This window comes from Amycolatopsis sp. lyj-23 (assembly GCF_046549135.1).
GTDB lineage: Bacteria > Actinomycetota > Actinomycetes > Mycobacteriales > Pseudonocardiaceae > Amycolatopsis.
Window position 1 is genome coordinate 85,620 of sequence record NZ_JAJPWN010000004.1, and the last position, 26,519, is coordinate 112,138.

The 26,519-nt window shown below is 71.4% G+C and carries 20 protein-coding genes; 15 read left to right on the forward strand and 5 right to left on the reverse strand.

Going from position 1 to position 26,519, the window contains the following annotated elements:
* Positions 1-19 precede the first annotated feature (19 nt).
* Positions 20-2,941: a BTAD domain-containing putative transcriptional regulator gene (locus ACLJPY_RS09760; RefSeq protein WP_410587705.1), complete on the reverse strand. Its 2,922-nt coding sequence runs from the start codon at positions 2,939-2,941 to the stop codon at positions 20-22.
* Positions 2,942-3,072: 131 nt separating this feature from the next.
* Between ACLJPY_RS09760 and ACLJPY_RS09765 the strand changes: the two genes are divergently transcribed.
* The 3 genes from ACLJPY_RS09765 (at position 3,073) to ACLJPY_RS09775 (ending at position 6,586) form a co-directional block, all read left to right on the forward strand.
* Entirely contained in the window at positions 3,073-3,990 is a 918-nt protein-coding gene (locus ACLJPY_RS09765) for a cation diffusion facilitator family transporter (RefSeq protein WP_410587706.1), read from the forward strand.
* A gap of 97 nt (positions 3,991-4,087) precedes the next feature.
* The gene (locus tag ACLJPY_RS09770; RefSeq protein ID WP_410587707.1) at positions 4,088-5,614 is read left to right on the forward strand and encodes an amino acid permease; all 1,527 of its coding nucleotides are present in this window, start codon (positions 4,088-4,090) and stop codon (positions 5,612-5,614) included.
* A gap of 270 nt (positions 5,615-5,884) precedes the next feature.
* A complete protein-coding gene (locus tag ACLJPY_RS09775; protein WP_410587708.1) occupies positions 5,885-6,586 on the forward strand; it encodes an LPXTG cell wall anchor domain-containing protein in 702 nt (233 codons plus the stop codon).
* Between the two features lie 51 nt (positions 6,587-6,637).
* Here the strand turns inward: ACLJPY_RS09775 and ACLJPY_RS09780 are convergent, their stop codons facing one another.
* On the reverse strand, positions 6,638-8,896 hold the full coding sequence (locus ACLJPY_RS09780; protein WP_410587709.1) for a hypothetical protein: 2,259 nt from the start codon (positions 8,894-8,896) through the stop codon (positions 6,638-6,640).
* A gap of 92 nt (positions 8,897-8,988) precedes the next feature.
* Between ACLJPY_RS09780 and ahcY the strand changes: the two genes are divergently transcribed.
* Complete coding sequence (gene ahcY / locus ACLJPY_RS09785) at positions 8,989-10,461, forward strand: adenosylhomocysteinase (protein ID WP_410587710.1); 1,473 nt, start codon at positions 8,989-8,991, stop codon at positions 10,459-10,461.
* A 90-nt stretch (positions 10,462-10,551) separates the two neighbouring features.
* On the forward strand, positions 10,552-10,719 hold the full coding sequence (locus ACLJPY_RS09790) for a hypothetical protein (protein ID WP_410587711.1): 168 nt from the start codon (positions 10,552-10,554) through the stop codon (positions 10,717-10,719).
* A 242-nt stretch (positions 10,720-10,961) separates the two neighbouring features.
* Here ACLJPY_RS09790 and ACLJPY_RS09795 read toward each other — a convergent pair whose 3' ends face one another.
* Positions 10,962-11,960, reverse strand: coding sequence for a hypothetical protein (locus ACLJPY_RS09795; RefSeq protein ID WP_364275474.1), 999 nt, complete (start codon positions 11,958-11,960; stop codon positions 10,962-10,964).
* Positions 11,961-12,207: 247 nt separating this feature from the next.
* Between ACLJPY_RS09795 and ACLJPY_RS09800 the strand changes: the two genes are divergently transcribed.
* The 3 genes from ACLJPY_RS09800 (at position 12,208) to ACLJPY_RS09810 (ending at position 14,253) form a co-directional block, all read left to right on the forward strand.
* Complete coding sequence (locus ACLJPY_RS09800; RefSeq protein WP_410587712.1) at positions 12,208-12,786, forward strand: papain-like cysteine protease family protein; 579 nt, start codon at positions 12,208-12,210, stop codon at positions 12,784-12,786.
* Positions 12,783-13,538 carry a hypothetical protein gene (locus ACLJPY_RS09805; protein ID WP_410587713.1) on the forward strand — a complete coding sequence of 252 codons (756 nt, stop codon included), beginning with the start codon at positions 12,783-12,785 and terminating at the stop codon, positions 13,536-13,538. The genes ACLJPY_RS09800 and ACLJPY_RS09805 overlap by 4 nt, the downstream gene beginning before the upstream one ends.
* Positions 13,539-13,620: 82 nt before the next feature.
* Entirely contained in the window at positions 13,621-14,253 is a 633-nt protein-coding gene (locus ACLJPY_RS09810) for a dTMP kinase (protein WP_410588266.1), read from the forward strand.
* Here ACLJPY_RS09810 and solA read toward each other — a convergent pair.
* Both solA and ACLJPY_RS09820 read right to left on the reverse strand, forming a co-directional pair.
* Positions 14,242-15,372 (reverse strand): N-methyl-L-tryptophan oxidase, encoded by a 1,131-nt coding sequence (solA, locus tag ACLJPY_RS09815; protein ID WP_410587714.1) that lies wholly within the window; start codon positions 15,370-15,372, stop codon positions 14,242-14,244. The genes ACLJPY_RS09810 and solA overlap by 12 nt on opposite strands.
* Positions 15,373-15,522: 150 nt before the next feature.
* Positions 15,523-16,308: an IclR family transcriptional regulator gene (locus ACLJPY_RS09820; RefSeq protein WP_410587715.1), complete on the reverse strand. Its 786-nt coding sequence runs from the start codon at positions 16,306-16,308 to the stop codon at positions 15,523-15,525.
* A 165-nt stretch (positions 16,309-16,473) separates the two neighbouring features.
* Here ACLJPY_RS09820 and ACLJPY_RS09825 point away from each other — a divergent pair, with 165 nt between their 5' ends.
* The 7 genes from ACLJPY_RS09825 to secA all read left to right on the forward strand — a co-directional run bounded on the left by ACLJPY_RS09825 (position 16,474) and on the right by secA (position 26,497).
* Positions 16,474-16,788 carry a bifunctional 3-phenylpropionate/cinnamic acid dioxygenase ferredoxin subunit gene (locus tag ACLJPY_RS09825; RefSeq protein WP_410587716.1) on the forward strand — a complete coding sequence of 105 codons (315 nt, stop codon included), beginning with the start codon at positions 16,474-16,476 and terminating at the stop codon, positions 16,786-16,788.
* A gap of 167 nt (positions 16,789-16,955) precedes the next feature.
* Complete coding sequence (gene mtrA, locus ACLJPY_RS09830; protein ID WP_005150760.1) at positions 16,956-17,633, forward strand: MtrAB system response regulator MtrA; 678 nt, start codon at positions 16,956-16,958, stop codon at positions 17,631-17,633.
* Positions 17,634-17,640: 7 nt separating this feature from the next.
* The gene (gene mtrB / locus ACLJPY_RS09835) at positions 17,641-19,365 is read left to right on the forward strand and encodes an MtrAB system histidine kinase MtrB (RefSeq protein ID WP_410587717.1); all 1,725 of its coding nucleotides are present in this window, start codon (positions 17,641-17,643) and stop codon (positions 19,363-19,365) included.
* Positions 19,362-21,071 carry an LpqB family beta-propeller domain-containing protein gene (locus ACLJPY_RS09840; protein ID WP_410587718.1) on the forward strand — a complete coding sequence of 570 codons (1,710 nt, stop codon included), beginning with the start codon at positions 19,362-19,364 and terminating at the stop codon, positions 21,069-21,071. The genes mtrB and ACLJPY_RS09840 overlap by 4 nt, the downstream gene beginning before the upstream one ends.
* A gap of 69 nt (positions 21,072-21,140) precedes the next feature.
* Positions 21,141-21,941 carry a ComF family protein gene (locus ACLJPY_RS09845; RefSeq protein ID WP_410588267.1) on the forward strand — a complete coding sequence of 267 codons (801 nt, stop codon included), beginning with the start codon at positions 21,141-21,143 and terminating at the stop codon, positions 21,939-21,941.
* Positions 21,942-22,616: 675 nt separating this feature from the next.
* Complete coding sequence (hpf, locus tag ACLJPY_RS09850; protein WP_003085632.1) at positions 22,617-23,303, forward strand: ribosome hibernation-promoting factor, HPF/YfiA family; 687 nt, start codon at positions 22,617-22,619, stop codon at positions 23,301-23,303.
* 296 nt (positions 23,304-23,599) lie between these two features.
* The gene (gene secA, locus ACLJPY_RS09855; RefSeq protein ID WP_410587719.1) at positions 23,600-26,497 is read left to right on the forward strand and encodes a preprotein translocase subunit SecA; all 2,898 of its coding nucleotides are present in this window, start codon (positions 23,600-23,602) and stop codon (positions 26,495-26,497) included.
* Positions 26,498-26,519 lie beyond the last annotated feature (22 nt).

The window sequence follows — 26,519 nt, forward strand, 5'->3', positions numbered from 1 at the left end:
CCTTCCGCCAGAAGTCCGCTCAGCTCGGCTCTGTCAGGGCCACCAGGGCCCGCCGCAACGCGGCCGCGCTTGCGTCGCGTGGGTCCAGCCACCTCTCCGCCTCAGCCGCCGCCTCCACCTCCGCCGGGTCTCCCGTCGCCAGGTACGCCCGGTGCAGCACCAGCCACGTCAACCCCGTCGCCGCTCTCCCGCCCATCTCACGGAACTCGTCGAGACACGCCCGCAGCACCGGGATCGCCTGAGCCGCCCGGCCTTCGCCGATCCAGGACGCCGCCAACGCCCGGGTGCACGACAGCTCCCGCGGCCGCTCGTCCAGCTCACGAGCCAGCTCGCGGGCCTCCTCGAACGCCGCCGTCGCTTCGGCCCGTGCTCCCGTTGCCGCCGAGATCGCCCCCGCCGTTCGCAACGACTTCGCCAGGGCCGAGCGCACTCCCGCTTCCCGAAGCAGCTTCACGGACTCCGCGATCGCCGCCGCCGCGCCCTGGTCGTCGCCCGTCAGCAGTGATGACCAGGCGTACCCGTGCAGTGCTTCGCCGGTCATCCGGGTGTCGCCGCTTGCGCGGGCCGCTGCCAACGCCTTCCGGTCGACTTCGTGGGCGTCCGCGATCCGGCCGAGTCGCAGCAGTGCCGCCGACTCCGCTGCCCGGACCCAGCCGAGGCCGGCTGAGCCGTCCTCGGTGAACAGCTCGCGCGCGTGGGCCGCCGTCTGCAACGCCTCCTCCGCGCGGCCCAGGCCGATCAGGCAGTGCGCCAGATTCGCCGACACCCACGCATGCGTGCGGCGGTCGCCGTGGGCTTCGAGCTCCTTGGCGCACGCGCGGTAGCGGACCGCCGCCTCCTCGTACTCGCCACGCGCGTGCCGCAACAGCGTCAGCGTGGCCTCGGCCACCGTCGCCAGCGGCGGGTCCGCGGCCAGGACCGACTCGTACGCCGCCCGCATGTCGGCGTACTGCCCGTGCAGGTACAGGTAGACGCCGAGCCGGTCGAGCAGCAGCAGCGCGTCCCGCGGGGCGAGCGTGCCGATCAGCAGCACGAGGTTCGCGCGCTCGGCCGCGAACCAGTCGTCCGGACGCGCCAGCAGCCGCTCCACCAACGCCTGCGGCAGCGGCTGCGCGGGCGGCTCGTGGGCCGGCGACGGCATCGGCACCGTGCGCGGCAGCCGGGCCGCCGCCGCGTCGGCCAGCGCCAGCGTCGCCGCCAGCACCGTCCGGAGGCCCTCGCTGGGCACCGGATCGTCCAGCTCCGCCGCGTACAGCCGGACGAGGTCGTGCATCCGGTACCGGCCTTCCCCGGTGCCGTCCGCGCCGCGGGCCTCCAGCAGGCTCGCCTCGACGAGCTCTTCGACGGCCTCGTCCGGGTCGTCGACCAGGGTGGTGACCGCCCAGGCCGGCAGGTCGGCGAGGCGGCACCGGCCGAGCAACCGGAACGCGCGCCGCGCCGGCGGCCGCAGGCCTTCGTAGCTCAGCGCGATGCTGCTCCGGACGGCGAGATCGCTGACGGTCAGCTCGTCGAGCCGGCGGACCTCGTCCTCCAGGCGGTCGGCCAGCTCGCCGAGCCGCAGGTGCGGGCGGATGGCCAGCCTGCTGCCCGCGATCCGCAGGGCCAGCGGCAGCCGCGCGCACGCCGTGATGATCCGCTCGGCGTCCGCCCCCTCCCGGGCCACCCGGGCGCCCGCGAGCCGGTTCAGCAGCTCGGTGGCGTCGGCGCCGGACAGCGGCCCCAGGGCCAGCCGGTGCGCGCCGGCCAGCCCGCTCAGCCGGCGGCGGCTCGTCACGAGCACCGCGCAGCCCGGTGTGCCCGGCAGCAGCGTGCGGACGTGCTCGGGGTCCACGGCGTCGTCGAGCACCACCAGCACCCGCCGGTCGGTCAGCCGGCCGCGGAACACCGCCGCGCGCGCCCGCACGTCGTCCGGCACCGCCGGGCCGGGGACGCCGAGCGCGCGCAGCAGGTCGGCCAGCACCTCCCCGATTTCGCGGCCCGCCAGCGGCACGTACAGCTGGCCGTCCGGGAACCGCGCGCGCAGCCGGTGTGCGGCGCGCACGGCGAGGGTGCTCTTGCCCGCGCCCGGTTCGCCGGTGAGCACCGCGACCGGGACGCCGGTGCCGGCGCCGAGCACGCCGGTCAGCTCCGCCAGCTCCGCGTCGCGGCCGGTGAAGTCGCCGATGTCCGGTGGGAGCTGGCAGACCGGCCACACCGACGGCGGCAGCCGCGGCACCGGGTCTTCGCCGCGCAGGACGGCCGCGTGCACCCGCCGCGCCTCCGCACCGGGCTCGACGCCGAGCTCCTCGATCAGCGTGGTCCGCAGCCGCCGGTAGACCTCCAGCGCGCTGCCCTGCTGCCCGGCCCGGTGCAGCGCGATCATCAGCTGCGCGGCCAGCCGCTCGCGCAACGGGTGCTCGGTGATCATGGCCTGCAGCTCGCCGGTCAGCTCCCCGTGCCGCCCGGCGGTCAGCTCCGCGTCGACGCAGTCTTCGAACACGGCGAGCCGCTCGGACTCCAGCCGGGCGACGTCGGCGTCGAGCCGCGGGACGTGCAGCCCGGCCAGCACCGGGCCCCGCCACAGCGCGAGCGCCCGCCGGTAGTGGCCGGCCGCGGCCACCGGATCCGCGGTCCGCCGCCCGTCGGCGACGGCGGACCGGAAGGCCAGCAGGTCGAGCTCCTCCGGCTCGACGTGCAGCCGGTAGCCGGGCGGGCCGTGCTCGACCCGCAGGCCGTCGATCCGCTCGCGCAGCCGCGAGAGGTAGGTGTGCAGGTTGGAGGTGGCCGACTTGGGCGGCCCGTCCGGCCAGAGCGCCTCGACCAGCACGTCGACCGGGACGGGCCGGCCCGCGTTGAGCAGCAGCACGGCCAGCAGCGTGCGCTGCCGCTCGCCGCGCAACGCGACCCAGTGCCCGGGCGGCCCTTCGACGGCGAGCGGCCCGAGCACGCCGAAGTGAGCCATGCCACCCTCCCCGTGCCGGAACCGCCACCGTAGCGAAGGGGTCCGACAAAACGAGGCGGAGTCGGGCGGCGGCCGAGGCGGTCCTCTAGGCTCCAAACCGGCAAATCGGGAACGTCAGCAGGGGAGCGGTCGTGTCAGCTGGAGGCGGAACCAAGGCGATCCTGGCGGCACTCGGCGCGAACGCCGGGATCGCGGCGGCGAAGTTCGCCGGCTTCCTCGTCACGGGGTCGTCGTCGATGCTGGCCGAATCGGTGCACTCGCTGGCCGACACGACGAACCAGGGCCTGCTCCTGCTCGGCCAGAAGACGTCGAAGCGGGCCGCAGACGAGGAGCACCCCTTCGGCTACGGCCGCGACCGGTACTTCTACTCCTTCATCGTCGCGCTGATGCTCTTCACCCTCGGCTCGGCGTTCGCGATCTACGAGGGCATCCACAAGATCGGCCACCCCGAGCCGCTGGATTCGCCGATCGTCGCCGTCGTCATCCTGCTCGTCGCCGTCTGCCTGGAGGGCTACAGCTTCTACACCGCCGTCGGCGAGTCGAAGAAGATCAAGGGCGACGTGACCTGGTGGGGCTTCATCCGCCAGGCGAAGGAGCCGGAGCTGCCGGTGGTGCTGCTCGAGGACGCCGGCGCGCTGCTCGGCCTGGTCTTCGCGCTGCTGGGCGTCGGGCTGTCGGTGATCACCGGCGACCCCGTCTGGGACGGCGTCGGCACCCTGGCGATCGGCGTGCTGCTCGGCGTCATCGCCGTCATCCTGATCGTCGAGATGAAGAGCCTGCTCATCGGCGAGGGAGCCAACGAAGGCGTCCTCGCGACGATCGTCGACGAGCTCGCCGCGGGCAAGGTCGAGCGCGTCATCCACATCCGCACCCAGTACCTGGGCCCGGACGAGCTGCTCGTCGCGGCGAAGCTGGCGCTGGTGCCGGGGCTCGACCTCGCCGAGGTGGCGAGGGCCATCGACGACGCCGAAGCCCGCGTCCGCGCCAAGGTGCCGGTGGCGCGGCTGATCTACCTCGAGCCGGACCTCGACCGCAGCCCCGCGCGGTAGCGCAAGATCCACCTCGCCGCTTCGGCGAGCCGCTCCGGAGCTGACCCGATAGGGTGACCTACTGCGATACATGCAGGCCAGCCGCAGGAGGTCAACGGTGCCCGGTACGGGATTGTGGCGCACGAAATCGATCGAACAGTCCATTCAGGACACCGACGACCCGGACACGAAGCTCAGGCGGAACCTGAGCGCGTGGGACCTCACGGTGTTCGGGGTCGCGGTCGTCATCGGCGCGGGCATCTTCACGCTCACCGCGCGCACCGCCGGTGACTACGCCGGCCCGTCGGTCTCGCTGGCCTTCGTCTTCGCCGCGATCGCCTGCGCGCTGGCGGCGCTGTGCTACGCCGAGTTCGCCTCGACCGTGCCGGTCGCGGGCAGCGCGTACACGTTCTCCTACGCCACCTTCGGCGAGTTCATGGCGTGGATCATCGGCTGGGACCTGATCCTCGAGCTCGCCGTCGGTGCGGCGGCGGTGTCCAAGGGCTGGTCGGTGTACCTCGAGACGGTGCTCGGCTACCTCTTCGGCAAGGGCACCAAGACGACGTTCGACATCGGGAGCGTGACCGTCGACTGGGGCGCGCTGCTCGTCGTGGCGATCCTGACGACGCTGCTGGCCGTCGGCACGAAGCTGTCGTCGCGGGTGTCCATGGTGATCACCGGCATCAAGGTCGCCGTCGTGCTGTTCGTGATCATCCTCGGGCTCTTCTACGTCAAGGGCGCCAACTACTCGCCGTACATCCCGCCGGGCTCCACCGGCGGCTCGGGCGAGACCGGTGTCGACCAGTCGCTGTTCTCCCTGATCGCGGGGGGCGCCAGCAGTTCATTCGGCGTCTTCGGCCTGCTGGCCGGCGCGTCGCTGGTGTTCTTCGCGTTCATCGGCTTCGACATCGTCGCGACCACCGCGGAGGAGACGAAGAACCCGCAGAAGGCCGTGCCGCGGGGGATCATGGGCTCGCTGGCCATCGTCACCGTGCTGTACGTCGCCGTGTCGCTCGTGGTCGTCGGCATGACGTCGTACAAGGACCTGGCGACGAAGGCGGGCGACGGCAGCCACAAGACCCTCGCCACGGCGTTCGCCGCGAACGGGGTCGACTGGGCGGCCAACATCATCTCCTTCGGTGCGCTGGCCGGCCTGACCACCGTCGTCATGGTCCTCATGCTGGGCCAGGTCCGGATCATCTTCGCGATGTCCCGCGACGGCCTGATGCCGCGCGGGCTGGCGAAGACCGGCGAGCACGGCACGCCGAAGCGCGCGACGCTCATCGTCGGCGGCCTGGTCGCGCTCGCGGCCGGCTTCTTCCCGGCGGACAAGCTCGAGGAAATGGTCAACGTCGGCACGCTGTTCGCGTTCGTGCTCGTCTCGGCCGGCGTGCTGGTGCTGCGGCGGACGCGGCCGGAACTGCCGCGGGCGTTCAAGGTGCCGCTGGTGCCGCTGATCCCGATCCTGGCCATCCTCGCCTGCCTGTGGCTGATGCTGAACCTCACCGTGCTGACCTGGCTGCGGTTCTTCGTCTGGATGGTGGTCGGCGTGGTGCTGTACTTCGCCTACAGCCGCCGGCATTCGCTGGTCGGCAAGCGGCAGGCCGAAGGTGTCGAAGAGCCGTCGGAGTCGTCCGGGTCCTGACTTGCACCGAAAAAGCCCCGTCGTCCTGGATGCCCAGGTCGGCGGGGCTTTTTGTGTTTGGTTGCGTAACGCGAGGTTACGGCTTGATCAAGAGGATCTTGCGATTCGTGCGCAAAGGGGGACCCCGTGTAAGGGGTGGAGTGACGTGCGATACCTTTCGAGCCTCCGTGTGCCACTGACGGGTGAATTACAGCCGCGTGATTCCCACGTGCAGTGGCGTCGCGATCCCCCGAATTTGCCGTTCTTCCCCCGTTCGGTACAGGAGAACTCATGCGCACTCGTTCCTTCCGCGGCGCCGTGGCGGTCATGGCGCTCACCACCGCTGCCCTGCTCGGTACCGCCGGTTCCGCGCTGGCCTGCTGGAGCCCCGACGACCGCTCGAACCCGGTTCCGGACCGCAACCACTCGAAGTGCGCGGACGGCCAGGACAAGGTCACCCAGGACGACGTCGACATCGACAAGGCGACCGGCGTCGGCCACAAGACGCTGACCATCCTGAAGGTCCACGACGGCGTGACGGTCAACCGCATCATCGTCATCGGTGGCGACGACGGCTTCAACGAGTACGTCCCGGGCAAGAAGGGGCTGTCGAAGGACGCGCCCTGGACCAACCTCAAGCCGACGCTGACCAGCCACCGCCAGGAAACCACCATCGACAAGTGGTACCTCTGCGGCACGAAGACCACCAAGCCGACCGAGACCAAGACGCCGCCGACCCGCCCGACGGCGCCGTCGACCACCACCACGGCCACCACGAAGCCGTCGGCCCCGGCGACCTCCGACACCTCGGTCTCGCCGACCAGCAGCACCGCTGCGGCCGCCGTTCCGGCGGGCAACGAGTCGGGCACCGGTGGCGGCCTGGCCAACACCGGCTTCGACAACAGCTGGCTGATCTGGGTCGGCGCGCTGCTGCTCGTCGCCGGTGGCGGCCTGCTCGCGCTGCTGAAGTTCCGCCGCAAGGCTTCCGAGTGAAGCTGAGCTAGTCCACGGTCGAAGGCCCCTCGCTCCGCGCGCGAGGGGCCTTCACCGTTTCGGGGGGAAGTCCCCGAACAGCGAACCCTGCTCGCCCCAGGACGGCTTGCCGAGGCCGGCGGCCATCGCGACGGCGTGGTCCCACTCGGCGTCGACCACGTAGTCCTGGTGCTTGAGCACCCCCGGCGCCCAGCGGTGCCGCCCGGTCGGGCCGCGCAGCGGGTCCGGCAGCCAGTGGTCGCCGCCGAGGATCAGGACGCCGTTGGCGTCGGCCGTCGCCGACACCGGGCCGCAGCCGCCCTCGGGGAGGAAGCCGACGCCGTGCAGCCGCCGGTCGGCGACCGAGTGCCGCCAGGTGGTCACGCCGCCGCCGAAGATGTCGGTGCCGCGGCACAGGGCGCGCCAGCGGCCGTCGAGGTCGGTGAACAGCCGTTCCAGCGCTTCCTGCTGCAGCAACGCGGGGAAGGCCCGCTGGTAGCCCCACTGCAACGGGGAACCGGCGGTGAGCACGCCGACGCGCTCGAGTTCCGCTTCCGGGAGCTCGGCCGCGAGGCGGGCGGCGGCCATGATCGTCAGCAGGCTGCCGAGGTTGTAGCCGGAGAGCACCACGCGCGTCCCGGGCTCGGCGAGGTGCTCGCGCGCCCGCGCGGCCAGTTCCGGGACGACCTTCAACGCGTAGCAGGGCGGGACCGTCGGGTGCGCCGCCCGCGGCCAGAAGCACACGAGGTCGGCCAGCGCGCCGAGGTGGCGGCTGCGCTGCGGTGTCCGCGCGGCCGTGTAGACCACCCGCAGCAGGCCCGCGGCCAGCGCGCCGAGCGCCACCACGCCGATCGCGGACAGCGGCCCGAACCAGCCCGGGACCAGCCGGAACCCGAAGCGCAGCACCAGCAGGGCCGCGCCGCCCGCGGACATCGCGCTCGCGACCGCCAGAGCCAGGTGGTGCAGGTGCCGCCGTTCCCACGCCGACCGCGCCCAGGCCGCCGCGGCCTGGGCCTCCTGGCGTTCGTCGTGCTCCATCAGCTCGACGATCGCGGGGATGCCCCGCCGCAGCCGTCGCAGCGGGACGGCGACCGCGAAGCCGAGCACACCGAGCACCGCGGCCAGCGCCAGCCCGGCGCCCCACAGGACCGTGACCAGCACGTACGTGTCCGGCACGTGCAGGAATTCCGCACCGGAAAGGCGGCGGACGGCCTCGGCGAGGCCGGCGCCGAACCCGCCGCCGAGCAGGCCCGCCAGCGCGAGCACCGGCGCGGCCGCCCAGCCGCCCAGCCACGGCCGCAGCCGCTGCGGCTTGTGCTTCCAGCCGGGCCGGGCCAGCAGCGCGGCCGGGGCGAGGAACAGCGCGAACAGCACCGTGACGACGACAAGGGCCGCGCCGAGGCCTTCGACGACGCCGTTGGTGCCCGGCAGCGGGCCCGTGCCCGGCCTGAGCCGCACCGCGGCCGCGACGACCAGCAAGGTCGCGAAGGCGAGCACGCCGGGCCGGGCGATCCGGCCGGTGTCGGCGCCGATCGCCGCGGCGACGACGGTGGCGAGCACCACGGCCAGTGTGACGATCCAGACGACCAGCCCGAAGCTGTCGCCCGGCACGCGGAACGGGCCGCCGAGCAGCAGCAGCGCGACCGAGGCCAGCGCCGCGACGGTGTGCAGGCAGCGCAGCGCGGGCGTTTCCGGGTCGGCGCGCATCCGCAGCGGGCCGCCGGTGAGGTCGCCGTCGGCGTGCACCGCCCAGGTCGCGCTGGAAATCCGGTGCAGGACGAAGATCACGGCCAGCAGCGGCAGCACGCCGACGGCGGTCCGCGCGGGCACCGAGCGGACTGCGTCGGGGACCCCGGGCAGGCAGCCCGAGCCGGGCGCCAGGCACTGCGTGGCGAACATGTCGAGCGCGATCGCCGCGAGCTGGCCCATCAGCAGCATCGTCAGCAGCAGGGCGCCGACGCGCAGCAGCCCGCGGCACACGGCGCCGAGGACGCGGGCGGGGCGGCGGTCCGGCGGGACCGGCGGCAGCATCCAGAAACAGACGTTGGCCAGGGAGAACGGGAACAGCAGCGCCCAGGTGGCCTTCGCGGCGCCGCCCGAGGTCATGCCGTGCCAGAGGTAGCCCTCGAGCGTCCGCGGGATCGACCGGCCCAGTGCGGGCAGCACCGGGCCGGGCGCCGGGCGCCGCAGCCGGTCCGCCGGGCGGACCACCCGCCCCAGGCCGTCGCCGGCGACGTCGACGGTCGAAACCGCGTCGAGCAGCGTTTCCCCGCTGGTGCCCACGAGCCCGGCGACGCGGATTTCCACGACGCGGGTGTCCGGGCCGGGCATGGGCACGGTAAGGGCCTCCTAACAGTTCCAGTGACAGTCGAGCGGACAACGGTAGTGTTCGGGTGTCATCGAGTCTTGGAGGAATCGCCACTATGACCCCCGAAAGCGTTGCCAAGCGGCACCAGACCCGCAACGGCATCGAGTTCGCCGTCGCCGACCTCGAGGCCGCCGAGTTCGGCCGCAAGGAGATCCGCCTCGCCGAGCACGAGATGCCCGGACTGATGGCGCTGCGGCGCGAATACGCGGAGGTCTACCCCCTGCGCGGTGCGCGCGTCTCCGGCTCGCTGCACATGACCGTGCAGACGGCGGTCCTGATCGAGACGCTGGTCGCGCTGGGTGCCGAGGTGCGCTGGGCGTCCTGCAACATCTTCTCGACCCAGGACCACGCGGCCGCGGCGATCGTCGTCGGCCCGCACGGCACCGTCGAGGAGCCCAAGGGCGTCCCGGTGTTCGCGTGGAAGGGCGAGTCGCTCGAGGAGTACTGGTGGTGCACCGAGCGGATGCTCACCTGGGACGGCGAGGGCCCGAACATGATCCTCGACGACGGCGGCGACGCCACGATGCTGGTGCACAAGGGCACCGAGTACGAGAAGGCCGGCGTCGTGCCGGCCCCGGACGACAACGACTCGGACGAGTGGAAGGTCTTCCTCGAGCTCCTGCGTGCGTCGGTCGCGACCGACACCGGCAAGTGGACGAAGATCGGCGAGGGCATCCGCGGCGTCACCGAGGAGACCACGACCGGCGTCCTGCGGCTGTACCAGCTCGCGGCGGCCGGTGAGCTGCTGTTCCCGGCGATCAACGTCAACGACGCGGTGACGAAGTCGAAGTTCGACAACCGCTACGGCATCCGCCACAGCCTGATCGACGGCATCAACCGCGGCACCGACGTCCTGATCGGCGGCAAGGTCGCGGTGGTCTGCGGCTACGGCGACGTCGGCAAGGGCGCGGCGGAGTCGCTGCGCGGCCAGGGCGCGCGCGTGATCGTGACCGAGATCGACCCGATCTGCGCCCTGCAGGCGGCGATGGACGGCTACCAGGTCCGCACGCTGGAGAACGCGCTGCCCGAGGCCGACATCGTCATCACCACGACGGGCAACAAGGACGTCGTGCTGGTCGAGCACATGGCGAAGATGAAGCACCAGGCGATCCTGGGCAACATCGGCCACTTCGACAACGAGCTCGACATGGCGGGACTGGCGCGCTACCCGGGCATCCGCCGCATCAACATCAAGCCGCAGGTCGACGAGTGGATCTTCCCGAACGGCAACACGATCATCGTGCTGTCGGAGGGCCGGCTGCTGAACCTGGGCAACGCGACCGGGCACCCGTCCTTCGTGATGTCGAACAGCTTCTCGAACCAGGTGATCGCGCAGATCGAGCTGTTCACCAAGCACGAGGAGTACGACAACGAGGTCTTCCGGCTGCCCAAGAAGCTCGACGAGAAGGTCGCGAAGATCCACCTCGACGCGCTCGGCGGTGAGCTGACGAAGCTGACCAAGGAGCAGGCGGAATACATCGACGTGGACGTCGAGGGCCCGTTCAAGGCGGACCACTACCGGTACTGAGGGTTTCGCGTTTTCACTGGTCAGGGCCGCCCCGAAAGTGTTCGGGGCGGCCCTCTCCGTTTCGTGCGTGCGACAGCCGAAGAAAAGAGCATGGACGAGTCGGCTGTCAGCCAGCGGAACCGCCTGATCGTGGAAGGCAAGCTGCTCACTTACGAATCGGAGGACCCGGTCCTGAGTCTCGACGAACTCGAAGAGCTCTCTCGCGGCTGGGGCACCGCCGTCAGCGAGGCGCTGAACTGGACTCGAGGCGAATGGTGAGCGTCGAACTCTTCGCCGGCATCGCCGTCTCGCCATGCACACCCTCTTCGTCGACGACCTCGACGACACATCGGCGGCGGAGGGAGCCGCGTAACCTCCAGCACGTTTCTGGCTTCACAGGTTTCCGATGCACGGGGTGCTCACGCCGCAAGCCGGCCAAGGCCAAGTCCCGCGCCCAGCACCGCGGTCGCTGAGTGCCGTGCCGGCCCTTCGAGCACGTGCTACCGGAGGGCCGGCACGCCTCAGTTCCACTCCACCGCGACCCCGGCCAGCCCCGGTCCGGCGTCGCTGAAGAACGCGCTGCTCACGCCGCCCATGTCGCACGCCAGTTCCTCCGCCACCACCGGCAGGGCGTCGTCGCGCGCCCGGACCTGGCGGGTGCAGCGGGCCGGCAGCGCGTTGCGGTCGAACCGCAGCTGGACCAGGTAGCTCGCGCACCGGTCGCGCAGCATCCGGTAGTACCCCGGCGACGCCGAGCCCGAGTCGTCGCGGACCTCGAAGCAGAACACGTGGATGTCGCCCTCGGCGAGCTTGCGGTCGAACAGCAGCTCCGTCGCCATCGTGTCCGCGTCCGGGTTGCGGCGCATCCGCCCGACCCGGCAGCCCTCGTCGGTGATCAGCTCGACGTCGTCGATGCGGCAGCCCGGGTCGCCGTTGTACACCGTCAGGTACCGGTCCGGGCCGTGCCGTCGCGCGCGCGTCACCAGGCGCGTGCGCAGGCTGACCTGGCGGTGTTCCGCGTCGAACGTGATCGTGTCGTGGACCGATAGCAGCTCGAGGTCGGCGTTGTAGTGGTTCGACGACGGGTACGCGCCCAGCTCGGCCAGGAGGTCCTCCACGATCGACCCCATGTCCCCGGAACGGAGGTCGTGGAACGACGCCGCCGGCTGGTGGCCGCGGCGGGCCAGCCGGGGCCCGATCAGCACCACCAGGGCGTCCGCGGGCAGCTGCAGGACCGATTCCAGGGCCCGGACCGCCGGGAGCGCCTTCGGTACCTCGGGCTGACGCAGCCCGCGTTGCCAGTAACTCAGCGTCGACTGTCCGATTTGGACGCCGCGCAGCGCGAGGTGCGCGCGCAGCCGGGCGAGCGACAGCCCGCGGTAGGCGATCGCCAGCCGCAGGGCGTGGTGGAACTCGCCGGTGCGGAGCGCCTCGGTCAGCTCTTTCGGCAGCTCGGCGACCGATGCCCGGGTCGTGCGGGCGCCATCGATGATCAGTGGGAGGTTCCCGTCTTGTGCCACCGCTCGTCCCTTCACCCGACCAGTGTGTGCGCTGGGCGTGAACACCGCGGAACGTTCACGTTAGCAGCGTAGAGTGCCCCCGCCGACCCCCGTTCAGGGTGGTTGGCCTCGTTGTGGTGACTGTTCCGCGTTCCGGCTGCGACCCGGAACGGTCCGTTCCGCCGGATGGCGTTCTTGCTCCTTGTGACCGCGTTGTTCACCGTTGTGACCACCGCTGGTTCACCCACTCCTCCGCGGGAGGCCGTCTGTGCTGGTGAAGTCGAGCCAGGTCCACGCCGTACTGGCCGTGAGCCTGCTGTTGTGCCTGGTCGCGCCGACGCAGTCCCAAGCAGCCGCGCCCGGAGTGCCGCCGACCTACCGGAACCAGATCGTCCTGCAGCTCCAGCAGAAGAACCAGTGGTGCTGGGCCGCTGCGGGCAACACCATCGCCGCCTACCACGGCGCGGTCGTCAGCCAGACGCGGTTCTGCCAGCTGGCCCACGGGGACACCGGCGCCGACTGCGCGAACCTCCCCGGCACCCTCGCCGACCCGCAGCGCGCCTTCGCCCGGCTCGGCTTCACCTCGCCCGGCCGCTACCTCGACCGGCGCATCTCCTACGCCGACGTCCGGACGCAGACGGCGGCCGGCCGGCCGGTCGAGACCCGCGTCGGCTACCGCTCGGGCGGCGGCCACGTGCACGTCCTCTACGGCTACGACACCCGCGGCGGCTGGGTGTTCTGGGGCGATCCCGGCCCCGCCAAGCGCTACAACTGGTCGACCTACGGCTACTACGCGCAGAACTCGTCCTTCACCTGGACGCACACGCTCACCGGGATCGCCCGATGAGCAGGCGGGTACTGGTGCTCGCCGTGCTGACGGGCGCGGCGCTGCTGATGACGGCTCCGGTGTCAGGCGCGGCCCAGGCCGCCGGCATCAGCAGCGCCGACGCCTCGGCGGCGCACAGCGCGGCCGCGGGGTTCCAGGACGTCCTGGTCCACTTCTTCGCCCAGGCGCCGGGCGCGCAGGGGCCGGTCTCGGTGCAGGTCGCCCCGGACGCCTATCCGGTGTACGAGCTGTCGCCGGACTTCGTCGCGGGCAAGCCCGGTGCGGCGCCGGGTGATTTCGCTTACTTCGCGGTCCCGGCACGTGCTTCCGACGGCCGAACGGCGACGCTCTGGTCCGTCCGCGGCGCGGACGGCGCCTGGCAGGTCGGCAACATCGCCTCGGGCGACGTCGAAGGGCAGTACGCCCGGCAGCTGCCCGCGGGCGCCCAGCTGCTGCACGAACCGCAGGTCGACGCCTGGTACGCCGTCCGCGACGGCCGCGTCACGCCGCTCTCGGAAGGCAACGCCCTCACCGTCGCCGGCTACCAGCGGACCGTCGAGGCGCGCTACGCCGACAAGCTCCCCGGCTCGGCCTACGCCCGCAACGGCGAGGCCGGCGGTTACGACGCGACCTCCCAGGTGATGCCCCGCGGCGACGGCGGCCCGGCGCCGTCGGGCCACGACACCGGCTGGGTGCCGCTGCTGATCCTCGTCGGCGTGCTCGCCGTCAGCGGCGCCGGTTACGTGCTCCACCTGCGGCGGCACGCCGCCTAGACGAACCGGCGGGCTCGGCGTCGATCCCCTTCCACCGAGCCCGCCGGTCGACCACCGTTAGGGTTGCCCCGTGGGTCGACTGGTGGTCATCGAAGGGCTCGACGGCGCGGGCAAGCGCACGCTCGCCGACGGGCTGACGGCGCAGCTCGGCGCGAAGGGCGCGAGTGTCGCGTCGCTGGCGTTCCCGCGCTACGGCAAGAGCGTGCACGCCGACCTCGTCCGGGAGGCGCTGCACCGCGGGCACGGGGACCTCGCCGACTCGGTCTACGGCATGGCCGTGCTGTACGCGCTGGATCGCAGCGGCGCCGCGGGCGAAATCCGCGCGCTGCGAGAAGCGCACGACGTCGTCCTGCTCGACCGGTACGTCGCTTCCAACGCCGCGTACGCGGCCGCGCGCCTGCGGCAGGACGCGGCAGGCGAAGTCGTGAAGTGGGTGTGGGAACTGGAGGTCGACCGCTTCGGCCTGCCCCGCCCGGACGCGCACCTGCTGCTGCGCGTCGCCCCGGCGGTCGCGGCCGAGCGCGCCGAACGCCGTGCGCAGACCGACACCGATCGGGAGCGCGACGCCTTCGAGACCGACGACGGCCTGCAGCAGCGGTGCGCCGCGGTCTACGACGAGCTCGCCGCGTCGGGCTGGCTCGCGCCGTGGCACGTCTTGGACGGCGTCGCGGGCGTCGACCTCGAAGCGCTGGCGGCGACGCTGCTACGGCAGTAACCGGGCCGGGTCGAACTGCGCGATCGGGTGCGCCGTGGCGCCGTCGACGACCAGATCGGCGAGGATTTCGCCGATCACCGGGGCGAACTTGAAGCCGTGGCCGGAGAACCCGCACGCGAGCACCACCCGGTCCTCGGCCGGGTGCGGGGCGAGCACGAAGCTTTCGTCGGCCGTGTCGGTGTACATGCACGTCGCCGCCCGGAGGAACGCTCCCGGCAGCGTCGGCAGGTGCCGCTTCACCACGCCCGCGATCTCGTGGACCTCGTCGCCGGACACCGCGCGGTCGATGCCGTCGGGGGTGCACGTCCGGCCGCCGCCGTGGAACGCGACCTTCACCCCGTCCGCCGGCGCGTTGTGCGCCGGGAAGCCGTAGAACGTGTAGCCGTCGGCTTCCCAGATGTAGACGGGGTGCTCGCGGAACGGCGCGATCCCGCCCGAGGGCGCGAACCAGTACTGCACCTGCCGCCGGACGGTGAAGGCGACGCCGAAGCCGCCCAGCAGCTCGGCGGCCCACGCGCCGGGGCACAGCACCAGGCGGTCGGCCGTGTAGTAGCTGTGCGACGTCCCGACGCGCACGCCGCCGGTCGTGCTGCTCCAGGTGAACACCTTCTCCTCGTGGTGCAGTTCCGCGCCGCAGCGCGCGGCCAGCTGCAGGTGCGCGGCCACGCAGCCTTCGGGGGACACCAGCCCGGCACCAGGCTCGTACAACGCGACTTCGTCCGGCGACGGCGCCATCGTCGGGAACCGGCGCCGGATTTCCCGCGCGTCGAGCAGTTCGTGCGGGATGCCGAAGGCCCGGGCCGACGCCGTGCTGCCGGTGATCGTCTGCGACTCCGCCGTGCCGACCACGATCCCGCCGCAGCGGGTGAACAGCCGCCGTCCGCTGTCGCGCTCGAGGCCCTCCCACAGTTCGTGGGCCCGCAGCAGCAGCGGCACGTACTCGGGGCCTTCGAGGTAGGCCTGGCGGGTGATCCGCGAACCGCCGTGGCTCGACCCGCGGTTGTGCACCGGCGCGAACTGGTCGACACCGAGCACCCGCTGCCCGCGCTGCGCGAGCCGGTACGCCGCGGCGCTGCCCATCCCGCCGAGGCCGACGACGATCACGTCGTAGTGCGTCACGGGTGGGTGTCCGGTCCGGACAGCCGCGTCCGCCGCCGGAGCCGTGCTGCCATTCGCGGGTCCCTCCGGGCGCCGTTGCGTCTGCAGCAACAACGTGCGTCATGCGAGACGCAGTGTCAATCGTCCGATCCGGCGACCGCGGCCGTCCGGCTAGTCCCGGAAGTAGCCCAGCTGCGCGGAAAGTTCGTCCGCCGCCTCGGTCATCGGCTTCACGATCTGCTTCACCCGCTGCTTCGAGAGCCGGTACGACGGCCCGGAAGCGCTCATCGCGGCGACGACTTCCCCGCCCGGGCCGTGGATCGGCACGGCGACGGCGTGCATGCCGAGCTCGAGTTCCTCGTAGCAGGCGGCATAACCGTCTTCGACCACCCGTTGCAGCTCGGCCAGCAGCGCGTCCGGCTCGGTCGTCGTGCGCGGGGTGTACTGCTCGAGTTTCCGCTTCAGCACGCGCTTGCGCTCGGCTTCGCCCATGTGGGCCAGCAGCACCTTGCCGCTCGAGGTCGCGTGCAGCGGCGTCCGCTGGCCCGTCCAGTTCTGCGTGGTGATCGCGGCCGAGCCGCGGGCCTGGCTGATGTTGATGGCGACGCCGTCGTCGGCGATGGCGATGTTCACCGTCTCGCCCAGCTCCTCGGCCAGCACCAGGCAGCTGGCCCGGCCGAGCTTCGCGAGGTCCATGCGGCCGGTCGCGGCGCCGGCCAGCCGGACGACGCCGAACCCGATGGCGTACTTCCCGCGTTCACCGAGCTGCTCGACCAGGCCCCGGGTCTCCAGGACGCTGAGCAGGCGCGACGCCGTCGACTTGTGGACACCCAGTTCGCCCGCGATCTCGGTGATGCCGGTTTCGCCGTTGCGCGCGAGCAGCTCCAGCACGCTGATGGCCCGGTCGACCGACTGCACCTGGCTCTGAGTTGCGTTGGCCGGGTCCTGGTTCCGCATGGCGCAACAGTATCCGTTTCGCGGAGTTCCTATCGGCTGAGTGGGCGACTTCCTTGACGAGGACGGCCCCGGCATCGGATTGTTGCGCAACAGGCACAGCGTCTCACGATGCGCAACTTTCACGTACCGTTCCGGCACCCCGCCAGTCCTTGTCCGGAGGCCCCGATGATCCGCGCCTGCGCCGTCGCCGACCTGCCCGTGGGGGAAGCTCTCCGCCTCGGCGGTCCCGCGCCGATCGCGGTGTTCCACACCGAGGACGGCTTCTTCGCCGTGGACGACACGTGCACGCACCAGGACGCTTCGCTGTCCGACGGCTGGCTCGAAGGCTGCTTCGTCGAATGCCCGTTGCACGCCGCGCAGTTCGACCTGCGTACCGGTGCGCCCACCGGCCTGCCGGCGAAGGACCCCGTGCGGACGCACCGCGTGGTCGTCACCGACGGCGTCGTGTACGTCGACGCGTTCGTGCCGGCCGTTCCCTGAGCTCTCCTCACAGGTCCGTGGAGGCCGCACCGGGGTTCCGGCGCGGCCTCCGCGGACCGTCCACCGGCACCCGGATGGAGCAGGGGGGTCCGGCGATCTTGATCTTTCTGGTGGTCAAACACGCGGGTCGTGCGTGCGGGCGCCGGAACTAGTGCGAATATGTGGTCATGAAGGCACGTGTTCTCGTGGTCGACGACGACCCCGCTCTCGCGGAGATGCTCACCATCGTGCTCCGTGGGGAGGGGTTCGACACGGCGGTGGTCGCCGACGGCTCACGCGCGCTGCCCGCGCTGCGCGAGCTGAAGCCGGACCTCGTCCTGCTCGACCTGATGCTGCCCGGGATGAACGGGATCGACGTCTGCAAGGCGATCCGCGCCGAGTCCGGGGTGCCGATCGTCATGCTCACCGCCAAGAGCGACACCGTGGACATCGTCCTCGGGCTGGAGTCCGGCGCCGACGACTACGTCGTCAAGCCGTTCAAGCCGAAGGAGCTGGTCGCGCGGGTGCGAGCCCGCATGCGCCGCACCGAGGCCGAGCCGGCGGAGTCGCTCACCATCGGCGACCTGGCGATCGACGTGCCGGGCCACGAGGTCACGCGCGAAGGCAAGGCCATCCCGCTGACCCCGCTGGAGTTCGACCTGCTGGTGGCGCTGGCCCGCAAACCGCGTCAGGTGTTCACCCGCGAAGTGCTGCTCGAACAGGTGTGGGGCTACCGGCACGCGGCCGACACGCGGCTGGTGAACGTGCACGTCCAGCGCCTGCGTTCCAAGGTGGAGAAGGACCCGGAACACCCCGAGGTGGTGTTGACCGTTCGCGGCGTCGGGTACAAGGCCGGCCCGCCGTGATGAGTCGATGACCACGGATCCCGGCAGACGGATCCCCGCGTTCGCGCGTTCGACGGCACGCCTGCTGCGGCGTGTCGTCGTTTTCGCGCGCCGCCGCGCGGTCGCGTTCAACGAGCTCTGGAAGCACTCGCTGCAGTTCCGCGTCACGGTGTCAACGCTCGCGCTGTCCTCGGCCGTGGTGTTCGTGCTGGGCATGGTGCTGCAGAACCAGATCACCGAACGGCTGCTGGACACCAAGCGCACCGCGGCGATCGCCCAGACCCGCGCGGCGGCGGAGACGGCCGCCGGTGAGCTCGTCGGCCTCGGCTCCGAGAACGACGAGGCGCTGCGCAACCGGCTCGAGAACGCGCTTAAGAAGATCGCGATCACGCCGACCAGCCAGGACGCGGCGGGCTCGGCGGCGGGCACGTTCGTCCCCGTGCTCGCCAGCGGCGGCCACGACCAGTCCGGCGCCGACCCGTCGTCCGCCGGCCCCTTCGAGAACGTACCGCCGCGGCTGCGCCAGTTCGTCGAGGCCGACCAGACGAGCTGGCTCGAGCACACCGTCCCGGACACGACGGGCGGGCGCACGACGTACCTGATCGTCGGCACCCCGCTCAACACCGTCGCCACCCCGTTGCAGCTGTACTTGCTGTTCCCGCTGACGACCGAGCAGACCACCGTTTCGACGGTGCAGAACACGCTGCTGGTCGGCGGGCTCGTGCTGCTGCTCCTGCTGGCGGGCATCACGAACCTGGTGACGCGGCAGGTGGTGCGCCCGGTCCGCTCGGCGGCCGCGGCGGCCGAGCAGTTCGCCGGCGGCGACCTCGACCAGCGGCTCGCCGTGCTCGGCGAGGACGACCTCGCGAAGCTCGCGGTGTCCTACAACGAGATGGCCGCGAGCATCCAGCGCCAGATCCGCCAGCTCGAGGAGTTCGGCGGCCTGCAGCGCCGGTTCACCTCCGACGTCTCGCACGAACTGCGCACCCCGCTCACCACCGTCCGGATGGCCGCGGACGTCCTGCACGCCTCCCGCGAGCAGTTCCCGGCCGGGCTCGCGCGCTCGACCGAGCTGCTGGTCGACGAGCTCGACCGGTTCGAGGCGCTGCTCGGCGACCTGCTGGAGATCAGCAGGCTGGACGCCGGGGTGGAGGAGCTGGCCGCGGAGTTCATCGACGTCCGCCCGATCGCCACCCGCGCGGTCGAGCAGGTGCGGGTGATCGCCGGCAACGCGGGCAGCTCGGTCGAGCTCGTGCTGCCCGAGGACGAGGTGATCGCCGAGGTCGACGCCCGCCGCGTCGAGCGGATCCTGCGCAACCTGCTGGCCAACGCCGTCGACCACAGCGAGGGCAAGCCGGTGGTGCTGACGGTCGGGGCGAACGAAACCGCCGTCGCCATCACGGTCCGGGACCACGGCGTCGGCCTGCGGCCCGGCGAGGCGGACCTGGTGTTCAACCGGTTCTGGCGCGCCGACCCCTCGCGCAACCGCCGCACCGGCGGCACCGGCCTCGGCCTGGCGATCAGCCAGGAGGACGCGCGGCTGCACGGCGGCGAGCTCGACGCGTGGGGCGAGCTCGGGCACGGTGCCTGTTTCCGGCTGGTGCTGCCGCGGCAGCAGGACGTGCCCGCGGGCGACCCGCCGCTGGTGCTGCCGCCGCCCGACCGCTTCGCCACCGAGGCGTCGCTCGGGGTCGTCGACGTCACGCCGGCGCCGGAGGCGATCTTCGCCGAACGTGAGGGAATCGGTCAGTGAAACGGCTTTCGGTGTTGCTGTTGTGCCTTCTGCTGCTCGCCGGGTGCGCGAACGTGCCGCTGGAGTCGCAGCCGGTGGTGGTGCCCGGCGAACGGCAGGGCCAGAGCTCGGGCGACGTCGTGCCGGAGCCGCCGCCGGGGATCGACCCGCTGTCGCTGGTCCGCGCCTTCGTCGGGGCGACGCTCAAGCCGGGGCAGAACAACGCCGCCGCGCGCGCCTACCTGGACGAGCCGGGCCGGGCGAGCTGGCGGCCGAGCCGCAGCCTGACGATCATCCAGGACACCTTCGGCACGGTCTACGACACGGCCCCGCCGCCGGAGCCGAACACGCAGGTCGTCAACGTGCGCGGGATCGACATCGGCACGCTGGACCAGAACAGTTCGTTCGTGCCGGACCACAGCTCGGCGCTGCTGCAGGTCAAGGTGCGCAAGCAGGCGAACGGCCAGTGGCGGATCGTCGACCCGCCCGCCGACCTGTACGCGACCGAGTCCGACTTCAGCGAGAACTACACGCCGGTGCCGATCAGCTTCTACTCGGAGTCGGCGGCCACCTTCGTCCCCGACCGGCGGTACGTCGTCGCGAAGCCGCAGTCCGGGCTGCCCGGCCGGGTGATGGACCTGCTGGTCAGCGGGCCGTCACCGAGCCTGGCGGGTGCGGTGAAGAACCTGCTCGGCGAGCCGATCGAGATCGACACGAACGTCAAGAGCCTCGACGACGGGACGCTCGTCGTGCCGCTGACCGGGCTTTCGGGCGTGCCGGACGACATCCGGAACCTGATCGCGGCGCAGATCGTGCTGTCCCTGCAGTACGTCACGTCCGCCCGGATCCGCATCCTCGCCGACGGCGCCCCGCTCGTGGCGAACCACTCGGACTGGCGGCTGAACGAACTGCCCGCGTACGGCGCTTCGCTGTCGATCAGCCTCGAGCTGCCGGGCCTGATGACGGTCGGCGGCCGCGTCCGGTCCCTCGGTGACGGTGCCCCGGTCCCCGGGCCGGCGGGCAACGGCGGGTACGACGTCGTGAGCGCGGCCCAGTCGATCGACGGCAAGCGCCTGGCGGTGGTGGAGCACAACGGTGACGGCGTGCGCCTGCGGATCGGCGACCTGGGCCACGACCTGGCGTTGACGACCCTCGGCGGCAGCACGCTGACCCGTCCGACGTGGCGCCCGGGCACCGGGGAGCTGTGGACGGTGGTCGACGGGCTGTCGGTGGGCCGGATGGTGCTCGACCAGAACGGCCACTGGACGGCGCTGAGCGTCAACGCCGCGGACCTGATCCAGCAGGGCGGCATCACGGAGCTGCGGTTTTCCCGCGACGGCGCCCGCATGGCGGCGGTGATCAAGGGCCAGCTGTGGGTGGCATCGGTGGTCGTCAACGGCGACTCGGTGTCCCTGCGCGAACCGCGCCACCTCCAGCCGCACGACCTCGAAGACGTCGTGGACGTGGACTGGGTCGCCCAGGACGCCCTGGTGGCGGTGACGAAGTCCCCGTCCCAGCCGGTGGTCCGCGTGACGGTGGACGGCCAGCGCATGGACGCGTTCAACAGCAGCAACCTGACCCCGACGGTCCACGGCGTGACGGCGGCCCCCAACCGTTCGATCGTGGTGGCGGACGCCAACGGCCTGTGGACGGCCTCGGTGCTGGGGGAGGTGTGGCGCCCCCAGAGCCACACGATGAAGGACGCGGACCCGTTCTACCCGGGCTGATCTTTCACTCGGGTGGGTGACGGCTGAGGGCCGGAAACTGTCGGTGCCGGTCGTGACACTGTCCGTGTGTTGAAGAGACTGCTCGATCTGCTGATCCCCAGCCGCTGTGCCGCGTGCGGAGCGCGCGGGGCGCCGTGTTGCGCGAAGTGCGAAGGGGTGTGGGGCGCGGCCAGGGAAGTGGTGCGTGGCCCGACGGCGGGGTTGGTGCGGGTGTTCGCGCTGGCCCGGTACCGCGGGGTGGGGCGGAAGCTGCTGATCGCGTACAAGGAGCGGGGGAGGCGGGATCTGGCGCCTTCCCTGGGGAGGGCGCTGGCGGAGGCACTGGTCGTGCTGCCGCTGGGAGCAGGCGGGGCTACTGGCGGGGCACTGCCGGCCGGGGTTTCGGCTGGGTCGGGTGGTGCCCTGGGTGGGCCGGGCGCTTCGGCTGGGCGGGGTGGTGGTCCGGCTGGGCTGGGTGCCGTCATGGCTCGACCGGGCGAGCGTTCGGGTGACCTGACCCGAGCCATCTGCCTCGTCCCCGCCCCCAGCCGCCCATCGGCGGCCCGCGTCCGCGGTGGCCCGCACGTCGAGCGGCTCGCCAACGCGGCGGCGAGCGTCCTCGCGGCCCGAGGCATCGCCGTCACGGTCGCCCCCGCCCTGGAACTCGCCGGCGCGGCCCGCGATGCCGTCGGGCTCGGCCGCGAGCAGCGCATCACCAACCTGGCGGGCCGCCTGACGTTCCGCGAAGCCGGACGTCCGCCTCCCGGCGTTCCCATCGTCGTCCTCGACGACGTGGTCACGACCGGCGCCACCGCGGCCGCCTGCACCCGGGTCCTGACGGCGGAAGGCTTCACGATCGCCGCCGTCCTGACCCTCCTCGCCGCCGGCTGACCGGCCGGCCCCGCACGCGAAAAGAAAGGCGGTACCGGTTCCGCGCCTCACCCGGGGCAAACATCAACAAAGTCCTGCGGCGCCAACGCTTCCGCAGCTCAAACCCCGAAAACAGCGGTTTTCGCGGCCGGGTGAACCGGAAGTCACCTGGACGAGTGACAGCGAGTGGGAACGTCAGCGGATCGGCGCCCGTTGTCCGGGCATGAGGGTGCCGATCACGATCACTCGGCTGCCGCACCACTCCACCGGGGTGGCGGCTGTGGGAAACCGGGCTGTCACCCTCGGCGTCCACTGTCGACCGACGCTGCGCCTTCCGTGTGAAAGCACGGCGACCGGGCCGCGTCCGACCAGCGGGTGTTTTGCGGTGCCCGCTCCGCGATCACTGCGCGGGGTGACCGAGTCCCATCCCCTGACATCCCCCGGCTCGGGGGCTGTTGTAACGGGCGTGAGGAAGCTAACGTGCTCCGCAATCAGCAATCCCCGCAGGCAGGGAGGTGACGAGCCCATGTCCCTGGCGCCGGAGGTGCGCTGAGTCCGCGCTCGGTCACCGGAACGAGACGTCGTCCACCGTTTCCGAGTTCCTTCTCAGCCCGCGATCCGGGCTTACGTCCCCGCAATACCGGCGCCGTGTGTGAACACAACAGCTCGCAGTCATCTCAGCGAGGGAGGTCGTGTATGGACATCGTCGTTAAGGGCCGCAACGTGGAGGTGCCCGACCACTATCGGGCGCTCGTCAGCGAAAAGCTGGCCCGCCTCGAGCGCTATGACAGGAAAGTCATCCGGTACGACGTGGAGCTGTTCCACGAACCCAACCGGCGCCAGGCCAAGAGCTGCCAGCGCGTCGAAATCACCGGAAAGGGGCGAGGCCCGGCCGTACGCGCCGAAGCGTGTGCCGCCGACTTCTACGCGGCGCTCGATTCCGCAGTCACCAAGCTGGAAAACCGGCTGCGGAGGACACACGACCGGAGGCGCGTGCACTACGGCCGCAGCCGCCCGGAATCGGTCGCCGAAGCGACCTCGGCACTGCCGGGTGGTGGATCCCCGGCCGCAGCCAGTCCCGCCGCGCGTACCGCGGTGTTGGACGCACCCGAAGCCGAGCCGCAGACGAACGGCTTCGCGAGTGCCGAAGAATTCCACCTGCCCCAGCAGCAGAGCTGGGCCGACGACGACCTGGGTCACCAGCCCGGCCGCGTCGTTCGCGAGAAGCAGCACACCGCCGAACCGATGACGGTGGACCAGGCTCTCTACGAGATGGAGCTGGTCGGCCACGACTTCTACCTCTTCAACGACTCCGACGCGGGCCGGCCCAGCGTGGTCTACCGGCGGAAAGGCTTCGACTACGGCGTGATCCGGCTCGGCTGAGCCGGGAGCTCAAGGAGGCCAGGCGGAGGGTCCGCACGCGCTCGCGTGCGGGCCCTTTGCATGTCAGAACCTTATTCTGGTTAGGCCGGCGCTACGGACCGCAGGCCGTCCACCACGTGACATTCGCGCCGGCCGACGGCTGAATAAGGTTCTCAGGACGTACGGCGTGTGCACACGACGGCCACCGTTCCCTACGATGGGGGTGGGAAGGTGGCGCCGAACACGGCCGCCACCGTGGGAGAACCTGCCTGGGACCGGCCTGGGCGCATTCATGATCAGCTAGTGAGGTCGACCGGATGGTGCTGAACCGCCTGCTCCGCGCGGGCGAGGGCAAGATGGTGAAGCGGCTGCGCAACATCGCCGATCACATCAACACCCTCGAAGACGACGTCAAGGACCTGACCGACGCCGAGCTGCGGGCCAAGACCGAGGAGTTCCGCAAGCGGAACGGCGACGGCGAATCACTCGACGACCTGCTGCCGGAGGCGTTCGCGGTCGTCCGGGAGGCGGCCAAGCGGGTGCTGGGCCAGCGCCACTTCGACGTCCAGCTGATGGGCGGCGCGGCGCTGCACCTCGGCCAGGTCGCCGAGATGAAGACCGGTGAGGGCAAGACGCTCACCTGCGTCCTCCCGGCCTACCTCAACGCCATCCCCGGCAAGGGCGTCCACGTCGTCACGACGAACGACTACCTCGCCAAGCGCGACTCGGAGTGGATGGGCCGCATCCACCGCTTCCTCGGCCTCGAGGTCGGCGTCATCCTCTCGGAGCAGCAGCCGGACGTGCGGCGCTCCCAGTACAACGCCGACATCACCTACGGCACGAACAACGAGTTCGGCTTCGACTACCTGCGCGACAACATGGCGTGGAGCCTCGACGACTGCGTGCAGCGCGGGCACAACTTCGCCATCGTCGACGAGGTGGACTCGATCCTCATCGACGAGGCCCGGACGCCGCTGATCATCTCCGGCCCGGCCGACCAGTCCTCGCGCTGGTACGTCGAGTTCGCCCGGCTCGCGCCGCTGATGCAGGGCATCGACACCACGAACATGGGGTCGCGCGAGCGGGTCGAGAAGACGAACCTGATCAACTCGAAGTACCACTACGAGGTCGACGTCCGGAAGCGCACCGTGGCCGTCACCGAGAAGGGCGTCCGGTTCGTCGAGGACCAGCTCGGCATCGAGAACCTGTACGAGGCCGCGAACACCCCGCTGGTCGGGTACCTGAACAACGCGCTCAAGGTGAAGGAACTCTTCCACCGCGACAAGGACTACATCGTCCGCAACGGCGAAGTCATGATCGTCGACGAGTTCACCGGGCGCATCCTGCACGGCCGCCGCTACAACGAGGGCATGCACCAGGCGATCGAGGCCAAGGAAAAGGTCGAGATCAAGGCCGAGAACCAGACCCTGGCGACGATCACGCTGCAGAACTACTTCCGGCTCTACGACAAGCTGGCCGGCATGACCGGTACGGCCGAGACCGAGGCCGCGGAGTTCCACCAGACCTACAAGCTGGGTGTGGTGCCGATCCCGACGAACCGGCCGATGATCCGCGTCGACCAGGCCGATCTGATCTACAAGACCGAGCAGGCCAAGTTCGAGGCCGTCGCCGAGGACATCGCCGAGCGGCACGAAAAGGGCCAGCCGGTGCTGGTCGGCACCACGAGCGTCGAGAAGTCCGAGCACCTGTCGAAGCTGCTGGTCAAGCTGAGCGTTCCGCACGAGGTGCTGAACGCGAAGCACCACGACCGCGAGGCGCTGATCGTCGCGCGCGCCGGCCAGAAGGGCGCCGTCACGGTCGCCACGAACATGGCGGGCCGCGGTACCGACATCGTGCTGGGCGGCAACCCGGACCTGATCGCCGACCAGGTGCTGCGCGAGCGCGGCCTGGACCCGGTCGAGCACTCCGAGGAGTACGAGGCCGCCTGGCCCGAGGTCCTCGAGCAGGTCAAGGCGGAGTCGAAGGCCGAGGGCGAGGAGGTCCGCGAAGCGGGCGGCCTGTACGTCCTGGGCACCGAGCGGCACGAGTCGCGCCGCATCGACAACCAGCTCCGCGGCCGGTCCGGCCGTCAGGGCGACCCGGGCGAGTCCCGGTTCTACCTCTCGCTCGGTGACGAGCTCATGCGCCGCTTCAACGCGACGATGGTCGAACGCGTCATGACGACCATGCGCCTGCCCGACGACGTGCCGATCGAGCACAAGATGGTCTCCAAGGCCATCAAGAGCGCGCAGACCCAGGTCGAGCAGATCAACATGGAGCAGCGCAAGGACGTCCTCAAGTACGACGAGGTCATGAACGAGCAGCGCAAGGTGATCTACGCCGAGCGCCACCGCGTCCTGGCCGGGGAGAACCTGCGCGACCAGATCGAGGGCATGCTCGTCGACGTCGTCAACGCCTACGTGGACGGCGCGACGGCCAACGGCTACGCCGAGGACTGGGACCACGAAAAGCTGTGGTCGGCGCTGAAGCAGCTCTACCCGGTGAGCATCGAGTGGGACGACCTCATGGAGGACGGCGACCTCGACGAGAGCACGCTGCGCGAGGCGCTGATCCAGGACGCCCGCAACGCCTACGACAAGCGCGAGGCGGAGATCAACGCGCTCGTCGGCCCGGAGGGCATGCGGACCCTGGAGCACCAGGTGATGCTGACGGTCCTCGACCGCAAGTGGCGCGAGCACCTCTACGAGATGGACTACCTCAAGCAGGGCATCGGCATGCGGGCGCTGGCGCAGCGCGACCCGCTGATCGAGTACCAGCGCGAGGGCTTCGACATGTTCCGCGCGATGCTCGACTCGCTGAAGGAGGAGGCCGTCGGCTTCCTGTTCAACCTGCAGGTCGAGCGCGCCGAAGCACCGCCCGCGGAGGCGGCGGCCGCCGTGCCGACGGGTGTCGCTTCGGGCAACGGCCAAGCAGTCGCGCCCGCGGAGGGCCGGCACGCGCGGCCGGCGCCGCCGCAGCCGCCGACCACCGACACCGAGTCCGTCCCGGCCGCGCTGCGCGGCAAGGGCCTCGGCGCCGGTGGCCCGCAGTCGGGCATGATGCTGTCCGGTCCGAACGAGGACGGCGAGGTCGAGGCGCACGTCGAGGGCGGCGCGCAGGCCGCGGGCGGCGGCGGGGCCGGCGGTACCCGCCGCGACCGTCGTGCCGCGCAGCGCGACGCCGCCAAGAAGGGCAAGAAGGGCCCGCGTCGCTGACACGGGTGTGACCGGGGCGCGC